Annotated in this window: 16 protein-coding genes; 9 read left to right on the forward strand and 7 right to left on the reverse strand. The window is 69.2% G+C overall.

All coding sequences use genetic code 11. The features are described from left to right. Positions 1–65: 65 nt before the first annotated feature. Both C516_RS0112195 and recG read left to right on the forward strand, forming a co-directional pair. A complete protein-coding gene (locus C516_RS0112195) occupies positions 66–452 on the forward strand; it encodes a RidA family protein (protein ID WP_018718678.1) in 387 nt (128 codons plus the stop codon). A gap of 6 nt (positions 453–458) precedes the next feature. Continuing rightward, the gene (gene recG, locus C516_RS0112200; RefSeq protein WP_018718679.1) at positions 459–2,543 is read left to right on the forward strand and encodes an ATP-dependent DNA helicase RecG; all 2,085 of its coding nucleotides are present in this window, start codon (positions 459–461) and stop codon (positions 2,541–2,543) included. A gap of 9 nt (positions 2,544–2,552) precedes the next feature. Here the strand turns inward: recG and C516_RS0112205 are convergent, their stop codons facing one another. The 6 genes from C516_RS0112205 to C516_RS0112230 all read right to left on the reverse strand — a co-directional run bounded on the left by C516_RS0112205 (position 2,553) and on the right by C516_RS0112230 (position 8,044). Continuing rightward, complete coding sequence (locus tag C516_RS0112205; RefSeq protein WP_018718680.1) at positions 2,553–3,269, reverse strand: anaerobic ribonucleoside-triphosphate reductase activating protein; 717 nt, start codon at positions 3,267–3,269, stop codon at positions 2,553–2,555. Continuing rightward, positions 3,262–3,444 (reverse strand): anaerobic ribonucleoside-triphosphate reductase, encoded by a 183-nt coding sequence (nrdD, locus tag C516_RS0112210; protein ID WP_018718681.1) that lies wholly within the window; start codon positions 3,442–3,444, stop codon positions 3,262–3,264. Before nrdD ends, C516_RS0112205 begins: the two co-directional genes overlap by 8 nt. A gap of 14 nt (positions 3,445–3,458) precedes the next feature. After that, positions 3,459–5,534 carry a ribonucleoside triphosphate reductase gene (locus C516_RS0112215; protein WP_018718682.1) on the reverse strand — a complete coding sequence of 692 codons (2,076 nt, stop codon included), beginning with the start codon at positions 5,532–5,534 and terminating at the stop codon, positions 3,459–3,461. Positions 5,535–5,681: 147 nt separating this feature from the next. Next, the gene (gene ubiA / locus C516_RS0112220; RefSeq protein ID WP_018718683.1) at positions 5,682–6,569 is read right to left on the reverse strand and encodes a 4-hydroxybenzoate octaprenyltransferase; all 888 of its coding nucleotides are present in this window, start codon (positions 6,567–6,569) and stop codon (positions 5,682–5,684) included. Then, positions 6,566–7,120: a chorismate--pyruvate lyase family protein gene (locus C516_RS20870; RefSeq protein ID WP_040409527.1), complete on the reverse strand. Its 555-nt coding sequence runs from the start codon at positions 7,118–7,120 to the stop codon at positions 6,566–6,568. The genes ubiA and C516_RS20870 overlap by 4 nt, the downstream gene beginning before the upstream one ends. Before the next feature lie 213 nt (positions 7,121–7,333). Then, positions 7,334–8,044, reverse strand: a complete 711-nt coding sequence (locus tag C516_RS0112230) for a double zinc ribbon domain-containing protein (RefSeq protein WP_018718685.1) — start codon at positions 8,042–8,044, stop codon at positions 7,334–7,336. 96 nt (positions 8,045–8,140) lie between these two features. Here C516_RS0112230 and bioC point away from each other — a divergent pair, with 96 nt between their 5' ends. From bioC to C516_RS0112260, 5 genes are all read left to right on the forward strand, one after another. Next, entirely contained in the window at positions 8,141–9,007 is an 867-nt protein-coding gene (gene bioC, locus C516_RS0112235; RefSeq protein ID WP_018718686.1) for a malonyl-ACP O-methyltransferase BioC, read from the forward strand. A 128-nt stretch (positions 9,008–9,135) separates the two neighbouring features. Next, the gene (locus C516_RS20560) at positions 9,136–9,639 is read left to right on the forward strand and encodes a DUF2244 domain-containing protein (protein WP_018718687.1); all 504 of its coding nucleotides are present in this window, start codon (positions 9,136–9,138) and stop codon (positions 9,637–9,639) included. Between the two features lie 40 nt (positions 9,640–9,679). Next, positions 9,680–10,555, forward strand: a complete 876-nt coding sequence (gene coxB / locus C516_RS0112245) for a cytochrome c oxidase subunit II (protein ID WP_018718688.1) — start codon at positions 9,680–9,682, stop codon at positions 10,553–10,555. Between the two features lie 19 nt (positions 10,556–10,574). Beyond that, positions 10,575–12,155 carry a cytochrome c oxidase subunit I gene (gene ctaD / locus C516_RS0112250; protein ID WP_018718689.1) on the forward strand — a complete coding sequence of 527 codons (1,581 nt, stop codon included), beginning with the start codon at positions 10,575–10,577 and terminating at the stop codon, positions 12,153–12,155. Between the two features lie 233 nt (positions 12,156–12,388). Then, positions 12,389–13,252 carry a cytochrome c oxidase subunit 3 gene (locus tag C516_RS0112260; protein WP_018718691.1) on the forward strand — a complete coding sequence of 288 codons (864 nt, stop codon included), beginning with the start codon at positions 12,389–12,391 and terminating at the stop codon, positions 13,250–13,252. 22 nt (positions 13,253–13,274) lie between these two features. Here the strand turns inward: C516_RS0112260 and C516_RS0112265 are convergent, their stop codons facing one another. After that, positions 13,275–13,493, reverse strand: coding sequence for a twin transmembrane helix small protein (locus C516_RS0112265; protein WP_018718692.1), 219 nt, complete (start codon positions 13,491–13,493; stop codon positions 13,275–13,277). 111 nt (positions 13,494–13,604) lie between these two features. Between C516_RS0112265 and C516_RS19440 the strand changes: the two genes are divergently transcribed. Further along, positions 13,605–14,333: an SURF1 family protein gene (locus tag C516_RS19440; RefSeq protein ID WP_040409533.1), complete on the forward strand. Its 729-nt coding sequence runs from the start codon at positions 13,605–13,607 to the stop codon at positions 14,331–14,333. Further along, positions 14,320–14,949: a hypothetical protein gene (locus C516_RS0112275; protein ID WP_018718694.1), complete on the forward strand. Its 630-nt coding sequence runs from the start codon at positions 14,320–14,322 to the stop codon at positions 14,947–14,949. The genes C516_RS19440 and C516_RS0112275 overlap by 14 nt, the downstream gene beginning before the upstream one ends. The last annotated feature ends 30 nt before the right edge of the window (positions 14,950–14,979 follow it).

Below are 14,979 nucleotides of genomic sequence, written 5' to 3' on the forward strand. Positions count from 1 at the left end.
TGGCTATGCTTGCTTGCCCGTGGCGCGTTGCCGTGCCCACTATCCCGAACCAACGGAGTGACCCGATGTCCCGCGAGATCATCCATACCGACGACGCCCCGGCCGCCATCGGCCCGTATTCCCAGGCCGTGCGTATCGGCGACACCGTCTACCTCTCCGGCCAGATCCCCCTCGATCCCGAGTCCATGACCCTGGTCGAGGGCGGCTTCGAGACCCAGGCCCGGCAGGTGTTCGAGAACCTGCGCGCGGTCTGCCGCGCCGCCGGCGGTGACCTCGCGGATATCGCCAAGCTCAATATCTACCTCACCGACCTCGCCAACTTCGCCACCGTGAACGATCAGATGATGGCCTACTTCGCCGAGCCGTATCCGGCACGGGCGGCGATCGGCGTCGCCGCGCTGCCCAAGGGCGCGCAGGTGGAGATGGAGGGGATCCTGAGCCTCGCCGGCTGAACGCGCATGGCCGTGACAGGCCCGCTGGAGCGGCCGGTCACCGACCTGCCGCGGGTGGGGCCCCGGCTGGCCGAGCGCCTCGCCCGGCTGGGGCTGCACCGCGTTGGTGACCTGCTCTTCCATCTCCCGCTGCGCTACGAGGACCGCACCCGGGTGGTGCCCCTGGGCGAGCTGCGTCCGGGGCGTACCGGCCTGATCGAGGCCCGGGTAGCCCATGCCGCCGTGGTGCCCGGCCGTCGCCGGCGCCTGGTCTGCCGGGTGGAGGACGGCACCGGTGCCGCCGAGCTGGTCTTCTTCCACTTCCACGCGGCGCAGCAGCGGCGGCTGCAGCCGGGCACCCGCCTGCGCGCCTTCGGCGAGGGCCGTCCCGGGGCGGGCATGCTCCAGATGGTTCACCCGGAATGGGAGGTGATCACCGGCGACGCCCCGGCGCCGGTGGATGACGGTCTCACCCCCGTCTACCCGACCACGGAGGGCGTCACCCAACCGACGCTGCGCCGGATCGTGGCCCACGCCCTGGATACCGGGGCGCCGGCGCTGCTCGAGCTGCTGCCCGACCGGCTGCGAGAGGCGCTGTCGCTGCCGCCCCTCGTCGAGGCCCTGGCCATTATCCACCGGCCACCGCCGGACACCCCGGTGGAGGCCCTGCTCGACGGCCGTCATCCGGCCGTGCGCCGGCTCGCCTTCGAGGAGCTGCTGGCCCATCGCCTCAGTCTTCTGCGCCTGCGTGAGGCCCATCGCCGGAGCCTGCCGGCGCCGCGGCTCGCCGGCGACGGTGGGCTGCGCGAGGCCCTGCGGCAGGCCCTGCCGTTCGCGCTCACGGAGGCCCAGGAACGGGTCCTGGCCGAGGTCCTGGCGGATCTCGCCGAGCCGCAGGCCATGCTGCGGCTGGTCCAGGGCGATGTCGGCTCGGGCAAGACGGTGGTCGCCGCGCTCGCCGCACTCGCCGGGGTCGAGGCGGGCTGCCAGGCGGCGGTGATGGCGCCCACGGAGCTGCTCGCCGAGCAGCACTTCCGTGCCTTCCGTGACTGGCTGGCACCGCTCGGCGTGAGCGTGGACTACGTCTCCGGACGGCTGTCCGGGCGCGCCCGGCGGGACGCCCTGGCCGCGCTCGCTGATGGCACCACGCGGGTCGCCGTGGGCACCCACGCGCTGTTTCAGTCGGAGGTCGCGTTCCATGCCCTGGGACTGGTGATCATCGACGAGCAGCACCGCTTCGGCGTGCATCAGCGCTTGGCGCTGCGAAACAAGGGCGCGGACGGCGCCAGCCAGCCCCACCAGCTGATCATGACCGCCACGCCGATCCCGCGGACGCTGGCGATGACCGCCTATGCCGACCTGGACGTCTCGGTGATCGACGAGCTCCCGCCCGGGCGCCAGCCGGTGGCCACCGTGGCGGTGCCGGACACCCGCCGCGACGATGTCGTCCAGCGGGTGCGTGCCGCCTGCGCCGAGGGCCGGCAGGCGTACTGGGTCTGCACCCTGGTGGAGGAGTCCGAGGTGCTGGAGGCGGAGGCGGCCGAGGAGCGTGCGCGGCTGCTCGGCGAGGCCCTGCCGGACCTGCGCGTGGGGCTGGTCCACGGCCGGCTTACGGGCAGCGAGAAGGAGGCGGTGATGACCGCCTTCGAACACGGCGGGCTGGATCTGCTGGTGGCCACCACGGTGATCGAGGTGGGCGTGGACGTGCCCAACGCCTCGCTGATGATCATCGAGAACCCGGAGCGCCTGGGCCTGGCCCAGCTCCATCAGCTCCGCGGCCGGGTCGGCCGGGGCAGTGCCGCGAGCAGCTGCGTGCTTCTCTATCACGGCCCGCTCTCGGAGACCGCGAAGGCCCGGCTCGGGGTGCTGCGCGAGAGCGGCGACGGCTTCCGGATTGCCGCCCGGGACCTGGAGATACGTGGCCCGGGGGAGCTGCTCGGCACCCGCCAGACCGGCGCGATGGAGTACCGCATCGCAGACCTCGGGCGTGACGCGGACCTGCTGGACGACGTCCGCACAGCGGCGTCGCGGCTGTTCGCCGGGGACGCCGCTACCGTGCAGGCGCTGATTGAGCGCTGGGTGGGCGAGGGCGAGCGCTACGCCCAGGCGTGAGCGATCCGTTCAGGCGTCACGGATCTGAAAGGAGTCGAACAGCCGTTCTATAGGGTGTGCCCGGGTCGTCTCCAGCAGCCCGGTCACTCCGGGCGCGCCGTAGGCGGGATCGGTGGCGCCGGTCGCGCGGCAGGCCTGTAGCGTATAGTGCCGCACGCCGAGCCTGGCCAGCTCCCTGGCCAGGTGCAGTAGCCCATCCGGGCTGATCACAAGGGGGTGAACCGTGGTGCGGACTTCGTAGGTGACGCCGCTGCCGAGCAGATAGTCCAGGCTCTGCCGGGCTCGCTCGCCGCTGCCGGGCACGCCGGTGACCCGCTCGTAATCGCTGAACCGGGTCTTGACGTCGAATCCCACCCAGTCCACCTGCGGCAGCAGCCGGCGCAACCGCTGCGGATAGGCGCCGCCGGTGTGCAGACCCGTCTCGAAGCCCAGGGATCGGACCTCGGCGAGGGCGTGCGCAAGCCCCCGTTGGAGGGTCGGTTCGCCGCCGGAGAAGACCACGCCGTCCAGTAGCCCCCGGCGCTGGCGCAGGAACTCGCGCACCGACGGCCAGCCGATCGTCTCCGGACCCGTGGCCGGGATCAGGTGGGGGTTGTGGCAGTAGCCGCACGCCCAGGGGCAGCCCTGGCAGAACACCACGGCGGCGAGCCGTCCGGGCAGGTCCACCGCGGTCATGGGGACGAGGCCGGCCACCTGGAGGGCGGCCGGCGGTTTCCGGTCAGTCAAGATGCGTGCGCTCCTCGCGGAAGTGTCGCCGCTCACGGTGCTCGCCCCGCTTGCCGACGTTGAACGACGAAACCGGACGGTGGTAGCCCATGACGCGGGTCCATACCTCGCAGGGCTGACGCTCCTCGTCGCGGAGCGCCTCGTGGCTGTCGTGCTCGGGTCGTACTGTCGTCATGGCGTATGCCCTCCTTACGTATTGCTGATGGTGTCGTGGTCCTGCCTGCCCGTCTCTCGCCGTCGGCGCGCGAGGATCTCCTCGTCGCACCGGGGGCAGTAGGGGTGCTCGCCGGCGAGGTAGCCGTGCCTGGGGCAGATGGAGAAGGTCGGCGTGATCGTTATGTAGGGCAGGTGGAAGCGCTCCAGCGAACGCCGGACCAGTTTGCGGCAGGCCGCCGTGCTGGAGATCCGTTCGTTCATGTACAGGTGCAGTACGGTGCCCCCGGTGTAGCGACGCTGCAGCGCCTCCTGGTGTGCCAGCGCCTCGAACGGGTCGTCAGTATGGCCCACTGGCAGCTGCGAGGAGTTGGTGTAGTAGGGCGTCTCCTCGGTGCCGGCCTGGAGGATGCCGGGGAAGCGCCTGCGGTCCTCCCGGGCGAAGCGGTAGGTGGTGCCTTCCGCGGGCGTCGCTTCCAGGTTGTACATGTGTCCGGTCTCTTCCTGGAATCCGGCGATGACGTCGCGCACGTGATCGAGGAACTCGGCCGCGAACCGTTGACCCCAGGGCGTGGTGATGTCGCGGGCGTCGTCGGTGAAGTTGCGGATCATCTCGTTGATCCCGTTCACGCCGAGGGTCGAGAAGTGGTTGCGCAGCGTGCCAAGGTAGCGCCGGGTATAGGGGAACAGCCCGGCGTCCATGTGCCGCTGGATGACCCTGCGCTTGATCTCCAGGCTGCGGCAGGCCAGCGCGAGCAGGGTATCGAGCTGTTCGTACAACACCGCGGCGTCGCCGCGGTAGAGGTGGCCGAGGCGGGCACAGTTGATGGTGACCACCCCGAGCGATCCGGTCTGTTCCGCGCTGCCGAACAGGCCGTTGCCCCGCTTGAGCAGCTCGTTGAGATCGAGCTGGAGCCGGCAGCACATAGAGCGGACCATGTGCGGCTCGAGGTCGGAGTTGATGAAGTTCTGGAAATACGGCAGGCCGTACTTCGCGGTCATCGCGAACAGTCGTTCCGCGTTCTCCGATTCCCAGGGAAAGTCGTCGGTGATGTTGTAGGTGGGGATGGGGAAGGTGAACACCCGTCCGCGGGCGTCGCCAGCGGTCATGACCTCCATGTACGCCCGGTTGATCATGTCCATCTCGTCCTGGAGCTCGCCGTAGGTGAAGGGCATGGGCTCGCCGCCGATCACCGGTGTGTCCTCGCACAGGTCTGCCGGACAGATCCAGTCGAAGGTGAGATTGGTAAAGGGCGTCTGTGTGCCCCAGCGCGAGGGGACGTTGAGGTTGTAGACGAGCTCCTGTATCGCCTGCCGGACCTCGGGGTAGGTGAGGCTGTCCTTGCGCACGAACGGGGCCATGTAGGTGTCGAACGACGAGAACGCCTGGGCGCCGGCCCACTCGTTCTGCAGCGTACCCAGGAAGTTCACGATCTGGCCCACGGCGGAGCCTAGGTGCCGTGGCGGGCCGGCCTCGACCTTGCCGGGGATCCCGTTCAGGCCCTCATTGAGCAGGTTGCGCAGCGACCAGCCGGCGCAGTAGCCGGCAAGCATGTCCAGGTCGTGGATGTGGATATCGCCGCGGCGGTGAGCCTCACCGATCTCCGCGGGGTAGACATGGCTGAGCCAGTAGTTGGCTACGACCTTGCCGGAGACGTTCAGGATCAGTCCGCCGAGGGAGTAGCCCTGGTTCGCGTTGGCGTTGATCCGCCAGTCTTCGCGTCCGAGGTATTCGTTGATGGTCCGCTCGACATCGACGAGCGTGTGCCGGTCCCGCCGCAGCCGGGCGTGCTGTTCGCGGTAGGCGATATAGGCGCGTGCGGTGGTGAAGTGTCCGGTCCCGGCGAGTTCGCGTTCGACGGCGTCCTGGATGGTCTCGACGCCGATTTCGGCATCCCCGTCCCCTGTCTCCGCGAGCCGGGCGATCACTTCTCGAGTGAGGGTCGCCGCGGCCTCGTTGCCGAATTCGCCGGTTGCTGCACCGGCCTGGCGTATCGCCGTGTGAATCTTGTCGGGGTCGAACGGCGCGTGGTTGCCGTCGCGCTTGACGACGCGGGCCGCCGGGGACGCATCGCCGGAGTCCTTCCGGCCACAGCGCGGGTGTTGGGGCATGAGTGATCTCCGCCGTGTCGGACGATGGGTCGAGCATGGCGGCAATCAATATGTGGCACATTGACTTGTGTCAGAGCACTATATGTAGTTACTCGTGGCCGGCGTGGTGCGGGGGTCTCACGCGCAGCGTCTCCGCGGAGACCGTGCTCAGCGGTACATGTAGTGCAGCACGATCCCCACGAAGATCACGCCGCCGTACCAGTTGTTGTTCAGAAAGGCCTGGAAGCAGGGGCCGCGCTCGCGCTCGCGGATCAGCCACTGCTGGCGGACGAACAGCAGCGCACCGAGGGCCACCGACGCGTAGTAGATCGCCGATAGCTGTGCGGCGATGCCGATACCGACGAGCGTGACCGTCATCAGCACCTGCAGCAGGCCGATGATCATGCGGTCCTGGTTGCCGAACAGGATCGCCGTGGAGCGCACGCCGATGCGCAGGTCGTCATCCCGGTCGACCATGGCGTACTCGGTGTCGTAGACCGTGGCCCAGATCACCGCGGAGAGGAACACCAGCCACGCCAGCGGCGGCAGCGCGCCGGCCTCGGCGGCGAAGGCCATGGGCACTGCCCAGCCGAACGCCGCCCCCAGGTGGACCTGGGGCAGGTGGGTGTAGCGCTTGGCGAACGGGTAGGTCGCCGCGAGGGCCGCGCCGGCGAAGGCCAGCGCGATGGTGAGGCCGTTCATGGTCAGCACCAGCGCGAAGGCGACGGCGCAGAGCACGGCAAAGACCCCCAGGGCCTCGCGCTCGCCCACCCGGCCGGTCGCCAGCGGCCGTTCCTGCGTCCGTTTGACGTGACCGTCAAAGTCGCGGTCGGCGAAGTCGTTGATCACGCAGCCCGCCGCGCGCATCACCAGCACCCCCGCGATGAACACGGCGAGCACGAGGGGGCGCGGCGGGCCGCCGGCGGCTAGCCACAGCGCCCAGAGCATCGGCCAGAGCAGCAGGAAGTTGCCGATCGGCCGGTCGAACCGGGCCATCCGCGCGTAATCGTGGAGCCGGGCCAGCCATCCCGGCGGGGCGGGCGTGTTCGCGCTCATGCAGCATCCTCCTCGGCACGACGGAGCGCCGGCAGAAATACCTCGGCGACCAGCAGGGCGCGTCCGCCGGCACGGAACACCGAGCGACGGGCCCACTCCGCGGGGGCCTCGCCGTGGTGCTCGGCATCGCGGCGCAGGCCGTCCCCGGGGCCGAGCCGAGCCACCTCGATGGGGCCGCGACGCAGGGGATAGCGGCCGAAGAGCACGCGGCCCAGGGGGGTGTGGCCAAGCGCGCGGAGCCGGCGCAGGGTGCCGCCGAGGGTGGCCGTGGGGATGACGCTCCGGGCGTAGATCCACGGTGTGTCGCCGTCGCAGAGTATGACCTCGCGGACCCAGGCGACGCGATGCTCGCGGATCCCCACGGTGAGGCGCTCGTCCCGCCAGGGGCGCTGCCAGTGCTGGCCGATGACCTGCACGCGGAAGGCGTCGCCACAGCGCCGTCGCATGCGCGCGGTCAGAGACCCCGGGGTCTCGATCCACGGTCTCAGCACCGCGGGGACGTGGCCCCCGCTCGGGGCACCGATGGGACGCCAGTTACGCGCTCCAGGCAAGCCGTTCCTCCCTGCGGATCCGTGCACGACCGCCGTGGCGCCTTCGGTGACGCCCGTGTGCCACCCGGCGGGGTTGTCGCGTGCGCATGTCGGGTGCGGGCCCGGCGGTGCCGGCGCCCGGGGCGCGTATTCTGGCACGCCGGTGCCAGGGCGGCCAGTGAGTGCCGGGGCGAACGGCCGGCGGGTGTGGTCCTGCCCGGTCAGCGCCAGCGTTCAGCGGCCGCTTCGTGGGCCATCCGGCAGTGTTCGTGCCGGGGCGCAGACCCATACCCTATCGACGCCCGCGTGGCGGAGTGCCGCCGTGACCGCCGTAAGGGTGGCGCCGGTGGTGACGACGTCGTCAACGACCAGGACCTGCAGCGGCAGGCGTCGGGGCTCGGCGGTGAAGGCGTGACGCACGTTGGCACGGCGTCGCCGGGCGTTGCCACCGCGCTGGTCCGCGCCGGCGGCCGGGCGTTGCAGCCGCCCGTGCAGGATGTGGCCCGGCAGGCGCCGCGCGATCTCGGTGGCCTGGTTGAAGCCCCGCTCGCGCAGCCGGCGCCGGTGCAGCGGGATGGGCAGGATGGCGCTCGGGCAGCCGTCCGGCAGGGCGCCGGCGAGCAGGTCCGCGAGCAGGCGACCGGCGGCGAGATCGCCATCGTCCTTGAAGGCGTGGACGAGGCCGCTGACCGGCGGTGCGTAGGCGAGCGGGGCGACCAGGCGCTGCCACGGGGGCGCACGGCGAAGGCAGTGCCCGCAGGGCGCGTCCGGGCGTCCCGGCGGCAGCGGCAGGCCGCAGCCCGGACACGGCGGGTCGATCCACGGCAGCGACGCCCGGCAGTCGCGGCACAGTTCGACCGGGCCCTCCGGCGGCTCGCCGCACAGCCGGCAGCGGCCCGTCATGAGGCGTCGCCCGATGTCCTCCCACAGTGCCGCGAGATCCATGCCCGGTATCACGACGGCCTCCGTGCCGTGCCCGTAAGGGCCCCATCATACGGTAGGATGGCGGCGGTTCGCAGTGCCGGAGAGGGCAGCACAGACATGGCCGATACCGACCACGGGGCGCGGGTGCGGGCGGGACGTTTCGACGCCGCGGCCGCCCACTACGACGAGGCCGCCGTCCTGCACCGCGAGGTGGGGGCGCGCCTGGTGGAGCGCTTCGAGCTCATCCGCATGGTGCCCGCGACGGTGCTGGACATCGGGGCGGGCACCGGCGCGGTGACCCGCGAGCTCATGGGTCATTACCGCAAGGCCCGGTTCACCGCGCTCGATCCGGCACCGGCGATGCTGCGACTGGCACGGGGGCGGGCGCCGCGCTGGCGGCGTCTTCGCTGTGTCGCCGGGCGTGCCGAGTCCCTGCCGCTCGCCGACGATACCTTCGACGTGGTGTTCTCGAACCTCGCCCTGCAGTGGGTGGCGGACCTGCCGGCGGCATTCGCCGAGATCCAGCGCGTCCTGCGCCCGGGCGGGGTGTTCATGTTCTCGTGTTTCGGCCCGGACACCCTCGCCGAGCTCAGGGATGCGTGGGCCGGCGTCGACGCCCGCGCCCGCGTGAACCCCCTGGTCGACATGCACGACATCGGCGACGCGATGGCACGCGCGCGGCTGGCGGAACCGGTTATGGACATGGAGTACTTCACCCTTACCTACCCGGAGCCCCGGGCCGTGCTGCAGGAGTTGCGCGCCCTCGGTTCCCATGCCATCGACCCCGCTCGCCCCCGGGGGTTGACCGGGCCGGGCAGGTTCCGGGCGATGATCGCCGCCTACGAGGCCATGCGCGACGGCGACGGCCGTATCCCCGCCACCTACGAGGTGATCTACGGCCACGCCTGGGGCACCGGCAACGTCTTCCGTGCCGGTGAGCGGGCCGCGGCGCGACCGGCCTCGGGCACTTCCGGCGCACCGTGACTTGATCCAGATCATTGCAGCGACGAGAATTGGACTCGGAGCGGCGGCTTGCGTGTCCATCGCGATTCCCTAGAATACGCTGCGGTCTGAGGCAGGCCAGCTCCGTCACGGCTCGGGAGGTGCGCGTGATGGCGGTGACAGCAGACCCTGCCGGTGCCGACGGCCCCCGGCGGTTTGTCCTCAAGCCGGCCTTTGGCGGACACTGGTCGGAGACGGTTTCGCTGTTTCGTGGCATTGCCGTGGTCAGCCTCGGTATCGCCGGGGTGCTGACCTGGCTCGGTTTCTGGCCGGTCCTGCCATTCGCGGGGCTGGAGCTGGCGCTGCTCGGTTGGGCGCTGTACGTGTCGGCGCGACGTGCGCTGGACACCGAGGTGGTCACCGTGTCAGAGGAATGGGTGTGCATCGAGAAAGGGCGTGGCCGGCCGGAGGCACGCTGGTGGCTGGAACGCTACTTCAGCGAGGTCTGCGTGCCGGCGCCGGACGCTCCCGGAGCGCGCCTGATGATTCGCTGCCGTGGCGAGTGTGTCGAGCTGGGGGACTTCCTGGCGGCCGGCGAGCGCCGGCAACTGGGCCGGGAGCTGTACCGCTGCATCGGGCCGGTGGCCGCCGGAGGCATCCGCCCGGCCGCCTGAACGCGATGGCGGTCTCAATCGATTCGGGAGACTTCGAGGGATGATTAGAAAAAAGCTGAACGCCGTCACCGGCTGTGTTCTGGCGATGGGGCTGCTTGCCCTGGCGCCCCCGGCCCTGGCCGACTGGGCGTTGAATATGCGGGAGGGGGTGACGCAGACCAGCCATGACATCTACGGCCTGCACATGACGATCTTCTGGATCACGGTGATCATCGGCATCGTGGTCTTCGGGGCGATATTCTATTCGATCTTCATGCACCGTAAGTCCCGCGGTGCGCAGCCGGCGAAGTTCCATCACAACACCGCGGTGGAGATCGTCTGGACGGTGATCCCGCTCGTGATCCTGGTCGGGATGGCCATCCCGGCCACCGGCGTGCTCATCGACATGGACAATACCGGCGACGCCGATATGACCGTGAAGGTCACCGGCTACCAGTGGAAGTGGGGCTACGAGTACATGGGCGAGGGCGTGAGCTTCTACAGCGAGCTCGCGGACAGCAGCGACCAGGCCCGTCAGAAGGGCTCGGGCGTGGATCCCGCGTCGGTGAACAACTACCTCCTCGAGGTCGATAACCGCCTTGTCGTGCCCACCGACACCAAGATCCGCTTCATGATCACCTCCGCGGACGTCATCCATTCCTGGTGGGTGCCGGATCTCGGCTGGAAAAAGGACGCCCTTCCGGGCTATATCAACGAGACATGGGCCCGGATCGACCAGCCGGGGGTTTACCGGGGCCAGTGCGCCGAGCTCTGTGGCCGTGGCCACGCCTTCATGCCGGTGGTGGTGGAGGCGGTCAAGCCCGAGAAGTTCAAGCGCTGGCTCGCCGAGCAGAAGAACGACGGTGGCGCCGACGGCGCAGAGACCGCCGGGGCCGGGGACGCGGGCGAGCCCGTGGTCGCCTCGGCTAACGAATGATCGCTAGGAGGACGCTTTCATGAGTGCGACATCCCACGACGTGGCGCACGGACACGAGCACAGCCAAGGGTTCATCCGGCGCTGGCTGATGTCCACGAGCCACAAGGACATCGGCACCCTGTACCTGGTGACCGCGCTGATCGCGCTGTTCTCCGGCGGCACCATGGCCATGGTCATCCGTGCGGAGCTCTTTCAGCCGGGTATCCAGCTGGTGGATCCCTACTTCTTCAACCAGATGACCACGCTCCACGGCCTGATCATGATCTTCGGCGCCGTGATGCCGGCGTTCGTGGGCCTGGCCAACTGGATGATCCCGATGATGGTGGGTGCGCCGGACATGGCGCTGCCCCGGATGAACAACTTCAGCTTCTGGCTGCTGCCCGTGGGCCTGCTGCTCATCGCCTCGACGCTGTTGATGCCCGGCGGCGGACCGGCCGGCGGCTGGACGATGTACCCGCCGCTGGTGCTTCAGACCGGGCAGGCGTTCCCGTTCCTGATATTCGGCATCCACATCCTGGGTATCAGCTCGATCATGGGCGCGATCAACGTTATCGCCACCGTGCTGAACATGCGTGCACCGGGCATGACGCTCATGAAGATGCCCATGTTCGTGTGGACGTGGCTGATCACCGCCTTCCTGCTGATCGCGGTGATGCCGGTGCTCGCGGGCGCGATCACCATGCTGCTCACCGATCAGTACTTCGGCACGACCTTCTTCAACGCTGCGGGTGGCGGTGACCCGGCGCTCTATCAGCACATCTTCTGGTTCTTCGGCCACCCCGAGGTCTACATCATGATCCTGCCCGCGTTCGGGATCATCTCGGAGATCGTGCCAACGTTCGCGCGCAAGCCGCTGTTCGGCTATGCCTCGATGGTCTACGCCACGGCCTCGATCGCGTTCCTGTCGTTCATCGTCTGGGCGCACCACATGTTCACCGTGGGCATGCCGCTGGCCGGTGAGCTGTTCTTCATGTACGCGACCATGCTCATCGCGGTGCCCACTGGCGTGAAGGTGTTCAACTGGGTGGCCACGATGTGGCGCGGGGCGATGACGTTCGAGACCCCGATGCTCTTTGCCATCGGCTTCATCATCCTGTTCACCATCGGCGGCTTCTCCGGGCTGATGCTCGCGATCGCCCCGGCGGACTTCCAGTACCATGACACCTACTTCGTGGTCGCGCACTTCCACTACGTGCTGGTCACGGGTGCGCTGTTCTCCATCATCGCCGCCGTCTACTACTGGCTGCCCAAGTGGACGGGCGTGATGTACAACGAGCGCCTGGGCAAGACGCACTTCTGGCTGTCCGTGATCTTCGTGAACGTGCTGTTCTTCCCGCAGCACTTCCTCGGGCTGGCCGGTATGCCCCGTCGTATCCCGGACTATTCGGTCCAGTTCGCCGACTGGAACATGGTTTCCAGCATCGGCGGCTTCGGCTTCGGCCTCACGCAGCTGCTGTTCGCATACCTCGTGATCCGTAGCATGAGCGGTCGTGGCGAGCCCGCGTCGGCGCGCGTCTGGGAAGGCGCCAGGGGGCTGGAGTGGGAGGTGCCCTCGCCGGCGCCGCACCACACCTTCGAGACCCCGCCGGAAGTGCGCTAACGGGATGGACGAGGCGCTGCCGCCCGCCGCGGGGGCAGCGCCGCGAACGGATCAGGGAGAACGCGTTCCATGAGGGACGGGGATAACGAGGCCAGACGCCGGCGGGGGGTGCGGATTACCGTGTTCGTGCTCGCGGTGGCCGCGCTAGCGGCGTACGTGGGGACCTTCGTCGCGAACCTGTAGGCCGCGTCGGTGCGACGGGGTCGGTAACGAATAACTAGAGGATGGGATCGATGGCACACGCACAGGGCGGGGGGTACTACGTCCCCGACTACAGCTACTGGCCGCTGGTGGCCAGCGCCGGACTGGCCTGCATGGGCGCAGGCGGGGCCGGTTACCTGCAGGGCCTGTCGTGGGGGCCGTATGCGCTGAGCATCGGCCTGGCGATCATGGTCGTGGTCTTCTTCGGGTGGTTCGGCAGCGTCATCCGGGAGGGCCTGTCTGGGCTGTACAGCGATCAGGTGGACGTCTCCTTCCGCTGGGGGATGATCTGGTTCATCTTCTCCGAGGTGATGTTCTTCGGCGCATTCTTCGGCGCGCTGTTCTATGCCCGGATGCTCTCGGTGCCGTGGCTCGGCGGCGCCGATCCGGCCACCAGCAAGGTGCTGTGGGACTCCGTCGCCCTGAACTGGCCGACCGCCGGACCGGGCATGACCGGGCTCGAGTTCGAGCCGATGGGCGCCTGGCCGTTGCCGAGCATCAACACCATCATCCTGCTCTCTTCCGGGGTGACGCTGACCATCGGCCACCACGCACTCAAGGCCGGTGAGCGTGGCAAGCTGATCCTTGCGATGTGGGCCACCATCCTGCTCGGCGCCTCGTTCGTGAGCCTTCAGGCCTTCGAGTATTTCGAGGCCTGGACCCACATGAACCTGCAGCTCGATACCGGTATCTACGGGTCGACGTTCTTCATGCTGACGGGCTTCCACGGTGCCCACGTGATCATGGGCACGATCATGCTCACCGTGATCGCGCTGCGCTGCATGCGGGGCCACTTCAACCCGGACCACCATTTCGGCTTCGAGGCGGTGGCCTGGTACTGGCATTTCGTGGACGTCGTCTGGCTCGGGCTGTTCGTGTTCGTCTACATACTCTGAGCACCCGCCGGCGCGGGCCCGCTCAGGACAGCGGGCTCGCGTTCGGGTGCAGCACGCCGGTGAACAGCGCCAGCAGGATCAGCGCGAAGAGCAAGACGGACAGGGTGATGCGCACCGTCAGCGCGTTGAGCGTGCGCCGGGTGCGGCTACCGTCACGGATGAGGAAGAACAGGCCGGAGCCGAGACTGGCGACGATGGCCAGCATGGTGATCACGATTCCCGCCTTGATGAACAGCGTCATTGGCAGCTCCCGCTGGTTGGCATCACGGGTCCCGGCGCCCGGGCGTCGGCCCGCGATTGGATACCGCATCCATTCTACGCGAGATGTCGTCACAGCGGGGTGCTGCGCCTGATGCACGTCGGGCCGTTCGTCTTCCGGCCGGGGCGCTGGCCGACGCTGGTCACCATCACGCTCCTGCCGCTGCTGATCGCGTTGGGCTTCTGGCAGATCGACCGGGCGCACCAGAAGGAGGCGCTGATCGCTGACCGGGAGTCGGCGGCGGCCGCGCCGGCGCTGCAGCTCAATGCCGGTCTGCCGCGGCCGGAGGCGGGCCTGCACCGGCTGGCGCGGGCGACCGGACGCTATGACAGCGAGCACCAGTTCCTGCTGGACAACCAGACCCGGGACGGTGTGCCGGGCTACCGGATCATTACCCCGCTGCGCCTGGAAGGCAGCGACGCCGCGGTCCTGGTGGACCGCGGCTGGGTGGCCGCACCGCCGCGGCGCTCGCAGCTGCCCGACGTCACCGTCGATGCCACGACACGGACGGTGCACGGCCGTCTCGGAGACGGACCGTCCGTGGGCCTGCGCCTCGGCGACGCGTATCATGGCGACGGCAGCTGGCCGAGGCGCATCCAGTACCTGGACTTCGACGCCCTAGTGCCGTCCCTGCCGTATACGGTGCCCCCCTATCTCCTGCGCACCGGTGCGGCGGCGAAGAAGGCGCGCCCGGAGACGATGCGCTTCGGGCCCCGCCGCCACTATGGCTATGCGGTGCAGTGGTTCGCGCTCGCCACCGCGCTGCTGGTGATCTACATCGGCGTCAATACCCGATTGAAGGGCAGGCATGAACGCGACTGAAACCCGTTCCGGGGCGCGCTGGCCGATCGTCGTGCTGGCCGTGATGTTCTTCGGCCCGGCGATCCTGGCCTGGGTCATGGTGATCAATGGATGGCGGCCCGGGTCGACGACCAACAACGGCGTGCTCGTCGATCCCCCGGTCAGCCAGGGGCACGACGGCTGGCGGATGGCCAACGGCCGGCCCATGCCGGCGAAGTGGTTCGAGGGTTACTGGACCCTGCTCGTCCCGGTCGCCGGCGACTGCGGCTCGGATTGCCGCGCCATGCTCGACGAGCTACGGCGCGCGCGGGTGGCTCTCAACCGCGACGCGGACCGGGTGCGGGTGCTGCTGCTGCAACCGCGGGGCGCCGAGCCGTTGCCCGCCCGGCTGGCCTACAACGGCCTGGTGCGCGCGAGCGCACCCCGCGAGCGCGTCACGGCCCTGCTGGAGGACGTGCCGGGTGATACCGCCGCCGGCCGCGGTGTCTTCATCATCGACTACCTGGGCTTCCGGATGATGGCGTATCCGGTGCCGCTGGATGGCGCCGGGCTGCTCGATGACATGGAGCGGCTGCTCAAGGCGGCCGAGGAGCGGATCGAGGACCATCTCCAGCACAGCAAACCCGAGGCCGGCTGACGCCGCCAACCGTCAAGCAAGAGGAAATCC

Source organism: Arhodomonas aquaeolei DSM 8974 (assembly GCF_000374645.1).
Classification (GTDB): domain Bacteria; phylum Pseudomonadota; class Gammaproteobacteria; order Nitrococcales; family Nitrococcaceae; genus Arhodomonas; species Arhodomonas aquaeolei.

Bases quoted from the DNA above. Each gene is read 5' to 3' on its own strand.
- bioC (WP_018718686.1), top strand. From the start codon at position 8,141: ATGGCCGATACCGACCACGGGGCGCGGGTGCGGGCGGGACGTTTCGAC.
- C516_RS0112215 (WP_018718682.1), bottom strand. From the start codon at position 5,534: ATGCCCCAACACCCGCGCTGTGGCCGGAAGGACTCCGGCGATGCGTCC.
- recG (WP_018718679.1), top strand. From the start codon at position 459: ATGGCCGTGACAGGCCCGCTGGAGCGGCCGGTCACCGACCTGCCGCGG.
- ctaD (WP_018718689.1), top strand. From the start codon at position 10,575: ATGAGTGCGACATCCCACGACGTGGCGCACGGACACGAGCACAGCCAA.
- C516_RS20560 (WP_018718687.1), top strand. From the start codon at position 9,136: ATGGCGGTGACAGCAGACCCTGCCGGTGCCGACGGCCCCCGGCGGTTT.
- ubiA (WP_018718683.1), bottom strand. From the start codon at position 6,569: ATGAGCGCGAACACGCCCGCCCCGCCGGGATGGCTGGCCCGGCTCCAC.
- C516_RS0112275 (WP_018718694.1), top strand. From the start codon at position 14,320: ATGAACGCGACTGAAACCCGTTCCGGGGCGCGCTGGCCGATCGTCGTG.
- C516_RS19440 (WP_040409533.1), top strand. From the start codon at position 13,605: ATGCACGTCGGGCCGTTCGTCTTCCGGCCGGGGCGCTGGCCGACGCTG.
- coxB (WP_018718688.1), top strand. From the start codon at position 9,680: ATGATTAGAAAAAAGCTGAACGCCGTCACCGGCTGTGTTCTGGCGATG.
- C516_RS0112265 (WP_018718692.1), bottom strand. From the start codon at position 13,493: ATGACGCTGTTCATCAAGGCGGGAATCGTGATCACCATGCTGGCCATC.
- C516_RS0112230 (WP_018718685.1), bottom strand. From the start codon at position 8,044: ATGGATCTCGCGGCACTGTGGGAGGACATCGGGCGACGCCTCATGACG.
- C516_RS0112260 (WP_018718691.1), top strand. From the start codon at position 12,389: ATGGCACACGCACAGGGCGGGGGGTACTACGTCCCCGACTACAGCTAC.
- nrdD (WP_018718681.1), bottom strand. From the start codon at position 3,444: ATGACGACAGTACGACCCGAGCACGACAGCCACGAGGCGCTCCGCGAC.
- C516_RS0112195 (WP_018718678.1), top strand. From the start codon at position 66: ATGTCCCGCGAGATCATCCATACCGACGACGCCCCGGCCGCCATCGGC.